Origin of the sequence: Methylomonas sp. LW13 (assembly GCF_016865255.1) — a bacterium.
In the GTDB taxonomy this organism is placed as follows: Bacteria; Pseudomonadota; Gammaproteobacteria; order Methylococcales; family Methylomonadaceae; genus Methylomonas.
This window is the reverse complement of the sequence record NZ_CP033381.1, coordinates 719,336-732,555: the sequence shown is the minus strand read 5'-3', so window position 1 is coordinate 732,555 and position 13,220 is coordinate 719,336. Positions and strand designations below refer to the sequence as shown.

The 13,220-nt window shown below is 54.7% G+C and carries 6 protein-coding genes and 1 pseudogene; 6 read left to right on the top strand and 1 reads right to left on the bottom strand.

Going from position 1 to position 13,220, the window contains the following annotated elements; genetic code table 11:
- Positions 1 to 27 precede the first annotated feature (27 nt).
- The 6 genes and pseudogenes from JL719_RS03210 to JL719_RS03185 all read left to right on the top strand — a co-directional run.
- Positions 28 to 1,989, top strand: coding sequence for a BbrUII/HgiDII family restriction enzyme (locus JL719_RS03210; RefSeq protein WP_033155958.1), 1,962 nt, complete (start codon positions 28 to 30; stop codon positions 1,987 to 1,989).
- Between the two features lie 57 nt (positions 1,990 to 2,046).
- Positions 2,047 to 3,618, top strand: a complete 1,572-nt coding sequence (locus JL719_RS03205) for an RNA/DNA-binding domain-containing protein (RefSeq protein WP_051669797.1) — start codon at positions 2,047 to 2,049, stop codon at positions 3,616 to 3,618.
- Positions 3,619 to 3,641: 23 nt separating this feature from the next.
- Positions 3,642 to 7,655 carry a DISARM system helicase DrmA gene (drmA, locus tag JL719_RS03200; protein ID WP_225892996.1) on the top strand — a complete coding sequence of 1,338 codons (4,014 nt, stop codon included), beginning with the start codon at positions 3,642 to 3,644 and terminating at the stop codon, positions 7,653 to 7,655.
- Positions 7,652 to 9,499, top strand: a complete 1,848-nt coding sequence (drmB, locus tag JL719_RS03195) for an MrfA Zn-binding domain-containing protein (RefSeq protein WP_033155956.1) — start codon at positions 7,652 to 7,654, stop codon at positions 9,497 to 9,499. The genes drmA and drmB overlap by 4 nt, the downstream gene beginning before the upstream one ends.
- 1 nt (position 9,500) lies before the next feature.
- Entirely contained in the window at positions 9,501 to 10,256 is a 756-nt protein-coding gene (gene drmC, locus JL719_RS03190) for a DISARM system phospholipase D-like protein DrmC (RefSeq protein WP_033155955.1), read from the top strand.
- A gap of 16 nt (positions 10,257 to 10,272) precedes the next feature.
- A pseudogene (locus tag JL719_RS03185) lies at positions 10,273 to 10,428 on the top strand (HU family DNA-binding protein); the annotation flags it as partial.
- Positions 10,429 to 10,441: 13 nt separating this feature from the next.
- Here JL719_RS03185 and traN read toward each other — a convergent pair.
- Complete coding sequence (traN, locus tag JL719_RS03180) at positions 10,442 to 13,219, bottom strand: conjugal transfer mating pair stabilization protein TraN (protein WP_033155954.1); 2,778 nt, start codon at positions 13,217 to 13,219, stop codon at positions 10,442 to 10,444.
- Between the last annotated feature and the right edge of the window lies 1 nt (position 13,220).

Genomic DNA, 13,220 nt, shown 5'->3' with positions numbered 1-13,220 from the left:
GGCAGGAATTCAGAAAAAGGATAAAAAATGAGCGATTCACCATACAAAATGCAGTTGGACTTGCGGGTTCTCGATCATCTGGGCTTGCATCTATACAGTAATGCAGCGGCAGTATTGTCCGAGGCAGTGGCCAATGCTTGGGATGCCGATGCAAAAAACGTCAGTATCAAAATTGACAAGGACAGAATCGTGATTGAAGACGATGGAGTTGGTATGGCTTTGAACGATATCAATGACCGTTTCCTCTATGTCGGTTATGACAAACGACAAAAAGAAGGAGCCAAATCTCCAGGTGGTCGTGCATTCATGGGAAGGAAAGGCATCGGTAAGCTTGCACTATTTTCCATTGCCGATGTCGTCGCCGTCATCACTACCAAAGGTAGCGAACATCATGCGTTTCGAATGGAAACGAAGGGAATCGAAGCCGCTGTTTCACGTAACGAGGAATATAAACCCGTTCCTACCAACGATGAACCTCCATCAAAGGGCACTCGAATAATTCTGACTCAGTTGAAAAAGAAGCGCACGAGCCAAACGGTAAATGCTTTAAGAAAGCGTATCGCCAGGCGCTTTTCGATCATTGGCATCAAATCAGAAAATGGAGATAGCTTTGATGTCCGAATCAATGATTTGGCGATCGGACCGGCAGATCGAGAGGATTTCAAGGCGATTGAATTTTTGTGGGAGTTTGAACCTTCGGAGCGTATCCCAGCTGGTTTTTGTCCTGGTTTAAAGAAACGTTTCTTGTTACCAAACCAAATATCAGTTATTCGTCCCGATTGGATCGTAGGTGGTTGGTTAGGCGCTGCGTCCCGACCCAAAAAATTGGCATCCGAAGATGCAGGCCTAATGAATGGGTTGGTCGTGATTGCCAGAGGACGCTTGATCCAGGAAAACATCCTGGACAAACTGGGATTCAATATGCTCCTTGGGAATTATCTGACCGGTCAAATCGAAGCCAATTTTCTGGACGTCGAAAGTGAGGAAGATATTGCCACCAGTGATAGACAGCGGCTGATGGAAGACGATGAGCGATATGTCGCCTTGAGAGATTTTCTCCGCAAAACCTTGGTTTCAATTTCTGATGACTGGACGAAGTTGAGAAATGAAGCGCGAGGAAAGGAAGCAGTCGAAGAGACCCCAATTTTGGGAGAGTGGATCGACAATCTACCAGAAGGTCAAAGAGACGCCGCAAGGCGGACACTTGGAGTGATTTTAGGCGTGGAACTTGAATCCGAGGAAGATCGTAAGGATTTATATCGCTCTGGAATGCTTGCATTCGAACGACTTCGATTGAAGGATGCCAGCCATAATCTTGGAAATTTACCTGCCCTAACTGCAGAGTCGTTGCTACCGTTGTTAGCTGACTTATCTATGCTGGAGGGCTCAATGTATAGGGATATCGTCAGGGCGAGATTGGATGTAATCGTGAAATTTGAAGATCTGGTCGATGTTGACGCCAAGGAAAAGGTCCTTCAAGCACATCTGTTCGAAAATTTATGGTTACTAGATCCCGGCTGGGAAAGAGCTGCGGGTAGTGAACGAATCGAGCAAACATTAAAACGAGATTACAAGGATTTCGCTGCTGATTTGACTGATGATGAAAGTAAAGGGCGTTTGGATATTCGCTATAAGACGAATGCGGGAGAGCACATCATTGTGGAATTGAAACGCGCTGGTCGACCAATGAAGTTGGTGGAATTACAAGAGCAAGGACAAAAATACAGGACGGCACTCGCCAAATGTTTGAAGGCGGAAGGAAATGAAAATCCATTGATTTCGATCATTTTCGTTCTCGGGAGCCCCGTAGCCGAAGAGGAAGAGTCATACTTACCTGCAGGTTATGTAACCAATACATTACAACCGTTAAATGCACGAGTCATGTACTACGACCAGTTGATCAAATCTGCTAGAGATGCCTATGCCGAGTATTTGGATCGGTCAAAACAGGTCGATCGAATCGACAAATTTCTTTCAAAGCTCAAGTAAAAGAGCTGATAGGTAAATTATCTTCTGTGGCGCAGCGAAAGTTAAAAGAATCACTAAATGGCTGATTTGAACGTCAGGACGAATAATCTCCAATCCTTGCTGTCATCCGGCGAATGGAACGACGCCGAATTCAAGGAGGCGCGTAACGCCTTGCCGAAATCCGCGTTCGAGACCGTCTCGGCGTTCGCAAATACCCATGGCGGCTGGTTGGTATTGGGTATCAAGCAGGACGGCGAGCAGTTCGAGATTCGAGGTGTCGACGAACCCGACAAGATCCAAAACGATTTTCTGTCGGTGCTGCATGCCGACAACAAGGTCAATCACGACTTGGACATCACCGAACATCGCCATGACGTCGACGGCAAGATCGTGTTGGCTTTCCACGTCGCCGAGAATCCGCGTAGCCGTAAACCGGTCTATTTGGATGGCGACATCCGCCGTACCTTCATTCGCAAGGGTGGCGGCGATTACAAGGCCCAGCCTCGCGACATCGAACGCATGCTGCGGGATGCCAACGCCGATCGTTGGGATGGCCACCCCTTCACGCGGGTCGATCTCGACGAGGCTCTCCACGGCGGCAGCCTGAAGTGGTCTCGCGACCGGTTTCATGCCGCCAACCCCGGCTTCGACGTGGAACAGCCTCATTTGGACTTTCTTTACGACTGGGGCTACTTGATCAAAGATGGTGGGCGACTATTGCCCACCAATGCCTGTATCGGTTTGTTCGGTTCGCTGCGCGCGGTGCGTAACCTACTGCCACGCCCGATTTTGGACGTGCAGTTTCTGGGTTACGGCCGCCGCGACGAGATGCCCGAGACGCGCTGGATCGATCGGCTGGTGTGTGAAGAGAACATTCTGCAAAGCTGGCAACAGTTGTTGGCCAAATACCTGTTCTTCATGCCCAAAACCTTCCGCGACATCGATCCGGCCACGCTGGAACGCCGCGATGCGCCCGCCGGATTTCGCGTTTTCCGCGAAGCCGCCATGAATCTGTTGCTGCATCAGGATTACGGCGACCACTCCCGCAAGGCGGTCATCCGGTTCTTCACCGATGGCATAGAGTTGTGGAACCCCGGCGATAGTTTTGGCGATGATGACCGCCTGCTGGAACCCGGTGAGAAGGAAGTGCGCAACCCGGCCATTGCCATGGCCCTGCGCCGCATCGACATGTGCGAACAGGCCGGCACCGGCTTGCGCATGATGCGCCGCGAATGGCAAGCATTGGGCCACGCCGAGCCCGTCTATACCAACGACCGGGCACGCAAGGCTTTCGAGCTCTTTCTGCCGGATGAAGGCTCGCGAAGGATCACCGACACTACCCCCGAAGTCACAGGGGAAGTCGCAGGGGAAGTCGAGCGCGTGATTCGAGCCGTGGTCGGCGAAATGTCCCGCATGCAAATCCAGACCGCGCTCGGCTTGAAGGGCGAAGAGCACTTCCGAAGCGCTTACCTGAAACCGGCGTTGACTGCCGGGGTGATCGAAATGACCCTGCCCGACAAACCCACCAGTCGAATGCAACGCTATCGACTCACGGAATTGGGAAAAGCCATACGCCAACGCTCGATGTCGACCTCCAAGGATCACGATCCTGGCCCAACTGATACCGACCTGAAAGGAAACACCGAATGACCGACATCAATGCCTGGATAGCAGTGGATCGAGCGTTACCCGTCGATCCCATCCTGAAAACCTTCGTGCTGATTCTTCGAGGTGAACGTTCACTGTACCAGTCGATTCGGGAAGACGATTGGATTCTGGTCATCGACGACACCCAGGCCATCACGAAAGTCGCCCGAATCATGCGGATTCGTTCCGATCTCGACGACACCACGCTGTATTTCGACCGAGCGCTGCCGTTCGAGGTGCCGGTGGTTTTGGCTGATTCCGGTTTCTCGGCGCCGTCTTCGGGTTCCGTGGGGCGGCTGCAATGGAACGACTTCATCGAGGGATTGGCCAAGATCGCGAAAGTGCGTCTCGAGGACGTGCCGGTGATCGGCTCGAGGGAAAGCGCCAAGGAAAAAGCCTACATTCGCGAGCTGTTGCAATTGGCCGTGATGGACGATCTACTCGGCCCCGCCGATGGGCCACACGAACGAATCGTCGACATGAGCGTGCGCGATCGCTATCTGGTCGGCAAATTGGCACCCAGACAAGATACTGGCGCCGCTGACGGCTGGGAAGGCTCTCGCATCGATCAAGACGAGGAGTCGGTGGATACCTCGGTGCCTGGCCAACACGAACCCGGTGCCGAATTCGCCGGAGCGACCGGTCGTGTCGAACCCGAATCCGATGCTGGCGATGAAATCGATGCCAGTAGCAACCAATCGCTGATTCCTTCGAGCATGGGGCTCACGTTTTGTGTCGCCGGCGATGCACCCACGATCGAAGTGGAGGTTCGTTTCGGATGTTACGAACGCCTATCGGGCGAGGATGGCGGTGTAACCAAGACCATCAACCGCAAGATACGCGACGCCGATGGCAACGTGATTCGGGTGGAACAGGAAGAAGTCAGGGTACGGGTTTGGCAGCGTATACCGTGTGGCGGCAAACTGACGTTGCCACTGACGACGGGCGTCATTCCCCATCAGGCACCCGATCCCGAACGACCGGAAATCAGGATTCAAGGCAGCATTCGTGCGCCGAACGCCAATGGTGACCGTTTGGTGACGCTATTTCTGGTCAATGCCCAGGAGGAACCACCCGAAAATCGTGATACTGCTTGGCTGTTCCAGCCAGAAGTGATCGTGCGGGCGGCACCGGGGACTGAAAACCAAGCGATCTTTAGACGCCGGCCTGTCTTGGATGCCAATGGTGCGGACCCAGAGCGCGAAGCCCTGGAGATGATCTACCGCAATCGCGTCGAGTTCGGTGTCGGCCACGGTGTGGCGGTTCATGCCCTGGCGAGTGAAGACGTGGCGTTGGCCACCGAGATTCGTACCGTGATCATGCCCCAATACGAGGTGCCGGTGACGGAGACGCCTGGAGAAGACACCGGAGATCGACAGGCGATGATCCAGATGTCGCATAACGGCTGGCTGGACATGCAAACCTTGGCGTCTTTGAAGCGAGAAGAATTGGTACATGCGTTGCGCATCTTGACCGACGATTATGCGGCGTGGATAAGCGAACAACGTAGCTTTATCGGCCAGGCTGTCGTGGGGCACGACGTTCAGGCTCGTTTGGCCATGGAGCGCTGCGATTCGATTCTTTTGCGTCTTCGCGAAGGGATCACCACCTTGGAAACCAATGATGCGGCGTTGGCGGCCTTTCGCTTCGCCAACCGTGCGATGGCGACTCAGCGGGTACGCAGCATCTATTCGTTGGCGATGAGGCGAAAGGAAGAGCGCACGCTGGCCAGCATCGACGTGCCGAAAAATCGCAGTTGGCGCCCCTTCCAGCTCGCCTTCTTGCTGCTTGCCATTCCTTCTTTGGCCGACCCCAAACATCCGGATCGAACCCAACCCATCGAGGCTTACGCCGATTTGTTGTGGTTTCCGACCGGGGGCGGTAAGACCGAAGCGTATTTGGGCGTCGCCGCCTTCACCATGGCCATTCGACGCATGCAACCGAACTTGGGTGGCTACGACGGCTCTCGCGGCCTGACCGTCATCATGCGCTATACCTTGCGCTTGTTGACCTTACAACAATTCCAGCGTGCCACGGCGCTGATCTGCGCGATGGATGTAATACGCAGGGAAGCGCTGAACGAGGGGGACGAATCCCTGGGCCGTGAACCCTTCACCATTGGTCTGTGGGTGGGTAACAAGGTGACGCCGGGTACCACCGAGGACAGTCATCGCGCCATCGAGGCCAGGCGCAATCCGGGTCAGAATACAGCTGGCTTGGCATCGCCGGCACAGCTCACCAGTTGCCCGTGGTGCGGTTCTGAAATCGCACCGGGCCGTGACATCGAAGTCGATCGAGACACGCTGCGTACCGTGATCTACTGTGGCGACAAAAAAGGCCAGTGCGAATTCTCCAAAGGAAAATCCAGTAAACGTTCTCATCCAGGCATACCGGTTTTGGTCGTTGACGAAGAAATCTACCATCGTCCACCGACGATGATGATCAGCACGGTCGACAAGTTTGCGATGATGGCCTGGCGCGGCGAGGTTCGGACCTTGTTCGGTCGGGCAAACCAGGAATGCCCGAGGCACGGCTTGGTATTGCCGGATGCCGACTGCCACGGTTCTCATCAGTCAAAGAAAAGCTTGCCAGCGGTGAAGGTCAAGGCGATTTCGCCGATACGCCCACCAGATCTGATCATCCAGGACGAATTTCATTTGATCAGCGGCCCGCTAGGGACCATGGTCGGTCTTTATGAGACGGCCGTGGACGAGCTGAGTGCTTGGCAATGCGATGGCTCGATCATACGGCCGAAGATCATCGCCTCGACCGCAACGGTACGCAAGGCGCGCGAACAAGTCAACAACGTGTTCATGCGCCAGGTTGCGGTATTTCCGCCCCATGGCTTGGATGTCGAGGACAACTTTTTCTCGGTTCAGCGTCCGATCCAGGAAAGGCCGGGACGCCGGTACCTAGGAGTCTGTTCGCCCGGTAGCTCGCGGCCGGCCATGTTGATTCGCGTCTATACGGCATTCTTGACCGCCGGTCAGACGCTGTTCGAGCGATTCGGCTCGGCTGCCGATCCTTACATGACGATGGTGGGTTATTTCAATTCGTTACGTGAACTGGGCGGCATGAAACGTCTGGCCGAGGACGACGTACAAACGCGATCCTATCGTGTCCAGATGAGCCTGGTCGATCGACCGGGCTTGAGCCAAAGGAGTGTCAACAACATCCAGGAGTTGACGTCTCGTGTATCCAATCAGGACATACCGAAGTACCTCGATCAGTTGGAAGTGAAGTTCAAGGTCGAATACGACTCGGACAAGGGTAAACACGTCTGCCGTTGGAGCGACGGAGAAGTCAGGGCCATCGATGTCGTATTGGCCACCAATATGCTGTCGGTCGGGGTCGACGTGAATCGTCTGGGATTGATGGCGGTGAATGGTCAACCCAAGGGAACCGCCGAATACATCCAGGCCACCAGTCGAGTCGGACGTGCCTCGCCGGGCCTGGTCTGCACGGTATTGACCTGGGCTAGACCCCGCGATCTCTCGCACTACGAAACTTTCGAGCATTATCACGCGACATTCTACAAGCACGTCGAAGCACAGTCTGTCACACCGTTCTCGCCGCGAGCGATGGATCGTGGACTGACCGGGGCGATGCTCAGTGTCATGCGTCTCAGCCATGACGAGTTTGCGCCGAACGATGGCGCCAGCCACTTACAACAAGCCCATCAACGAGAAATCGTCGACGTCGTCGAAGTCTTGGCGAAACGCGCCGGTATCGTCGAGGACAACGCCAAGAAGCAATTGGCGAAGGAGGAGTTGAAATCCAGGGCGGACGATTGGGCCAAGGAAGCCAACAAACCGGGGAGGATACTGGCTTATGAAAAACGGGGACAACAAAGAGACACCACCGTTGCGTTGATCAAGACACCTGGTTTGCGAGCCTGGGACGATTGGACGGTACCGATGTCGATGCGTGAAGTCGAGCCCGGTGTGAGATTGATCATGAACACGAATCGACTGGACGAAGATCAAGAATGGAGACCGCGCCCGACGGTCACGGAACGAGATGAAGAAGGTGAAGCATGAGTGAAAAGACGCCGGTTGGCGAGGTGCGTCCCAGCCAATTGCTGTGGACCTATGGTCCGGGGGCTCTGATCGATTTGCCGAACATGTCGGTGGTGACCTCCGGTATCGACCGTTGGGAGCGCGACCGATGCCAACCCATCCATGAGGCCCGTTTGTTGAATGCCGTGCGGCAGGTGCTGGGCGGACAGGTCGAAAGTCTGCGCATGCCTCCATTCAGCAAGAACGAAGTGGTCGATGTTTGGTCGGCCGAGTCGAACATCGGTGTTCCCGTGCGCCCCTTTCCCCGGTGGCTACGGTGTGTGAAATGCGGCTTGCTCTCACCTTATGATCTGGGTTTGTTCGGTTTGAAAGAAAATCGATATAGACCCGAAATGACGAAATTCGTGCATAAAGGCTGCACGGGTTCGAAAGGCAGTGACAAAGCCAAGGATGCCGATGCGGTTCCCGCGCGTTTCTTGTTGGCCTGTCGTGGCGGCCATTTGGACGATTTTCCGTGGCATTATTTCGTACATGGTGGTCCCAGCGAATGCAAAGGTACTTTACGTTTTTTCGAAAGCGGTGCATCGCTACAAACCGAAAATCTCTGGGTCAAATGCGATGCTTGTACGGCATCCCGCAGCATGGCGCATGCCTTTGGGCGCGCCGGTAGGGAAAATCTTCCGGGTTGCCGAGGGCGTCACCCGCACCTGGATAAATTCGATGCCGATTGCACCGAAGAACCCAGAGCGGTGCTTTTGGGAGCCACCAACAGTTGGTTTCCGATGAACCTATCGGCATTGGCTATTCCGCAACAGAATGGATCACCTTTGTCGCAGATCATCATCGATCATTGGGATGATTTTGCCGATGTCGAAGATCTCGGCGAATTGAAAGGTACCGTCAAAGCGCTGAAGAAACGCAGCGAAGCCCAAGGCATCGAAGCATACGAAGCGGAAGCGATTTGGGCTGCTATTCAAGATCACAAGAACGGTACGAATCAGCCAGTCGAGCAATCCGACATCAAAGGCCCCGAATGGTTGGTATTGTCGTCCCCGAATCCTCCGGCCGATTATCCGCATTTCATGAGTACACCCGTCGCCGTGCCGGAGAGATTCCGGTCGAAAATCAGCCGGGTGTTGCTATTGGAACGCTTACGAGAAGTCAATGCCTTGATCGGTTTCACGCGGGTCGAATCGCCGGACGAGTCGATTGGACAGGATAGAACGGCAATGGCGCCGATTTCTCGCGTCAAACCCGAATGGGTGCCAGCCAGCGAGGTTCATGGTGAAGGTATCTTCATTCAATTCGATGAACTGGCGCTGAGAGATTGGGAAGCCCAAAGAGCCGTTACCGACCTCGACGATGTCCTGCTGACTGGTCACCGAGGTTGGCGTAATGCTAGACACTTGAGCGCCGATGCCGACTACCCTGGTATTCGGTATGCCATGCTACACACGCTGGCACATCTCTTGATCAGGGAATTGGCCCTGGAATGTGGTTACAACGCCGCCAGTATTCGTGAACGGATCTACGCGGAAAATATGGATATTCCGCAAGCCGGTATCTTGATCTACACTGCTGCGGCCGATTCCGATGGCACTTTGGGAGGTCTGGTCGAACTCGGTAAACCGGAAAACTTGGGAAGATTGCTGAAACAAGCGTTGGAACGGGCCAAAGTGTGTTCTTCCGACCCGTTGTGTTCGGAGCATGATCCTGGAAAGGATAGAACGCTACATGCCGCCGCATGCCATGCTTGCTCGTTCGTGGCGGAAACATCATGTGAACGCGGTAACCGCTATCTCGACAGGGCGTTGTTGGTGCCGACCTTCGAACATGCCGAGGCCGGTTTCTTCAAGGGGTTCTGACATGGAGGCATTGCTGGATGCCATCACCGAAGTCGTGACACTGGTGCCTCGTGAAAAAGTCGCTGCCATTGCCAACAGAGTCAGGAATGCAAAATCCAAAGCCATTTCGCTGACTGATTTCGAAAGCACTCATCAAGTGGCGTTTGCTCTCGATCGATTGAAAAAGTCGTGGCAGGCCAGCGAAGTCTCTGCCGGTGAGTTGGCCGCGATGTTGGCCGCCTCGTCTCACACAATCGACAAAATCAGCGCCGAGCAATCCCTGGAACTCGTATGGACCGGACCGACGACACCTTTCGTTTCGGCTCGCCGAACGGAACAAGCATTGCTACAGGTCATCGAGTCAGCCAGAAAATCACTGTTCATCACCAGTTTCGTCGCGTATGACGTATCGTCGATCATCGATGCGCTGAATGCAGCGATTACCCGCGGAGTGAAGGTTTCGATGTTGCTGGAGTCATCACATGATCATGGCGGAAGTGTGAGCATCGACGTGATCGGTAAGATGCGAGAGCTCGTTCCCGAGACATCGCTTTACGCATGGGTCCGAAAATCCGATGTCTTCTCTGGCGGTAGAGTTCATGCCAAGATTGCATTGGCCGATGCCAATTCTTGCTTCATCACCAGCGCAAATTTGACGGGGTTTGCGATGGAAAAAAATATGGAAGCGGGAGTTTTGATCACCGGCGGTCGGGTACCGGTTTTATTGGAACGTCATTTGAATGTGATGATCGAACTAAAAGTTGTTGATAAGGTTTGAAACTGTTGTCGTGTTAGATTCTTTGGCTTTGGTGGGCTTCGCTTCCTTCGAAGTGAAAGAGCGTGCCGAACGCAGCGGCCGCAATCCTCAAACCGGCGAAGCAATCACCATTGCTGCTGCTAAATTACCTTCTTTCAAAGCCGGTAAAGGTTTGAAAGACGCCGTTCAGTAAGCCTCTGGCCGCATTATTGCGGCCCCATACCCCAGCCTTCCAGTTCCGACTGCCGTTTGACCGTAGGGACGTCCAGGTCGGTCATCCGGCCTTGGGTGCGGGTCAAGGTGTCTTGTCGGCCGCTGGAGGCCGCGCCGTATTTCTGCGGATTGAGTCGGCTGCCCGTTCCGGTGAGTTGATCCAGATTCAGCATGGAAGCGGCATTGGCGGCGGACGGCAAATGCCCGGTCTGAGCCAGAATCGCCAACCACTCGTCGAGATTGACCTGTGTCCAGTCCACGCGGTCCAGATCTGCGACTTTAATCCCGGTACAACTGGGAGTTTCCGGCGTCCCAAAATCCATGCCCAGCTGCGGTTTGATTTGTTCGTTGAGGATGCGCGCTAGCGGCGAGTTGTAGCAGCAGTAACTTTCCTTACGCACCCAACACACACCAGCCACCTTGCTCTCGCAATAGGTACCGAGATCCGTGCAGACTTTGAGCTGTTTCTTGGCGGCGAGTTCGTATTCTGGTTCTTCGCAGGAGTAGACGATCTGGATAATCATGATGATGATCATCACCACGGTATAGGCTGTCATCAAGGTGCTGAGCAGTTGTCCTGCCACTGCCGCGCCGCCGCCTAATTGCACACCACCCGATTGCGCGGCGGGTGTGAGATTGCCCGCCGCATCAAATGCTGCCTGACCGCCGGCACTGAACAGTGCGTTACCAGCCGCTTCGCCAAAGGTCTGGCCGATCCATTCCGCCACCGACTTCATCAATTCGCCTTTGAGTGAATCCAGTAAACCTTGCGAGGCAATGTCGCTGGTACTCAGCATGTCGGTGCCGACCAAGTTATTGACGCCCGAAGCAAAATCCGCCTGAAAACTGTTCCAGGCATCGCCGGCCAAGGTAAACGGAGTACGCATGGTTTCCCAGGCGCCCCGGAAGGCGGAGGTGCTGTCCATAGCCATGACGGCACCGTCCATCTGACTGGTGGCGATCAGCAAATCAATATATTGACCTAATCCCATGGCACCCGAGGGCGTTTCGCAGCAATCGACCAGACTGAGCGCGCCACCGACCATTTTGCAACTGGCGGGTTTGCCTTGAAATACCTGGCAGGTAGTCGGATCCTTTTGCTGCAAATCGGCATTGGCATAGTCGCACTGTAAGTCCATCGCCATTTGCTGGGCACTATTGAGTAAGGCGACCGCCTTGCTAAAATCCTGGCTCTGAGTGCGATTCACGCTGATGCACTCTTCGCCCATGCAGCGGATCGGTCCGGCGCATTGTTGTTGGGTGTTGCTTTGAATGCCGGGAATGCCCACCGTTTGCCCGCAGTCGTAGGTATCGACGCTGTCCCAGCAGGTGCCTGAGGCGAGTACACTGGTACATTGGCTTTTGATGAACGAGCAGCCTTTGGTTTCCAATGATTCACAGGTCTTGTTGGGCATACCATTCGCAGGCGGCTCCAAACAGTGGGTGCCGGCGGTGTCGGTCCAACATTGCCCATACTGATTCAAATCGCAATGCCCTGAGGCTTGAATAGCCATGCAGGTATTGCGAATCCCTGACGAACTGGCCACCGGGGCTTGGGCCAAATCTGAGCCGCAGACCATCACTTGCGACGTGGGATCGACGTAACAGCCCGAAGCATTGGCAGGATCGTTCGTGCAACTCAATTGACTGCCAGCCTGGCAAATGCCATCGGTAATTGCATTGGCCAGGTTTTGGCAATTCGGCCCGCTCCAGCTCCATTCGTCCTGGGTGATCAGTTTCGACAGGTCATAACGCAAGCGAATTCGCGAATAACCTTCGCCGCGTCCGGACACGCGGGTTTCTTCTTTGAACACCTTGATGCCGCTACTGTTGAAGGCATACAGCACATTAGTGTTGGGATATTCGTTCCAACTGGTGTAAAGCTCGCAATCCCCGTACCAGCCACTCGACCCGGTATAGATCAATTGATTATCGTAATAGACCCGAGTGTGGTCATCGTACTTGACGTATTCCAGCGTGGCACTGGTGATGGCTTCCGGATGCAAGACCTCGTATTTGACCTGCCAGGTAAACAAGCCGCAATCGGATTCCCAATAATCATCACCGACCCTGCCGACATACAAATCCATACAGCCCGGCCCGCAACTGGAAAACCCGCCGTCGCCACTGACGAAGCGGATCAAGGGCTCGACATTGACTTGGTGAGTGGCGGTGCAGCTTTGCGGCACCGTCGGTTGCCGGAGACAAAGCTGATAATCCGGCACCCGCACCGATTGCTGGGTTTCGGTTTGGGTCGTTGTGGTCGTGCAGTCCGAGAACGACTGTGCCCATGGGGTAAAATCGGCAAACACCTGGTCGCCGGCTTGCCAGATCGGATCGGCGTGTAAGTCCGGGTGTGACTGGTGAGCGTTATCGATCAAGGTGCGATAGGCTTCACCGGTGAAGCTGGTTTCGCCGTTCAAGGCGGTCTGTGCGTCCAACCCGGCTGCGATCGTTCCGGGGTTGTTGCCATAAAGATCGGCAAAGTCTTGGGTCGTAGTCGTGGTGCTATGGGTATCCGGAAACAGGGTGCCTATGGAAATGGCGCTTTCCTGAGCCGTCCCAGGATTCAAGGTCAGCGAACCATTGCCAGTATCGAGCGGAAACGCAAAACCGCCGAGGACTTGCTCGCCCAGTTGCTGGCCATCGCGCCCGGCCGCTTGAATCGCATCCGCCCAGGAGATACCAAACGGTGTCCAGGCCAGCGTCACGCAGAGTATCGCTGAAAGGCTTTGTGTAATTAGTGCTTGCGGTTCAAATATCTGACGCATC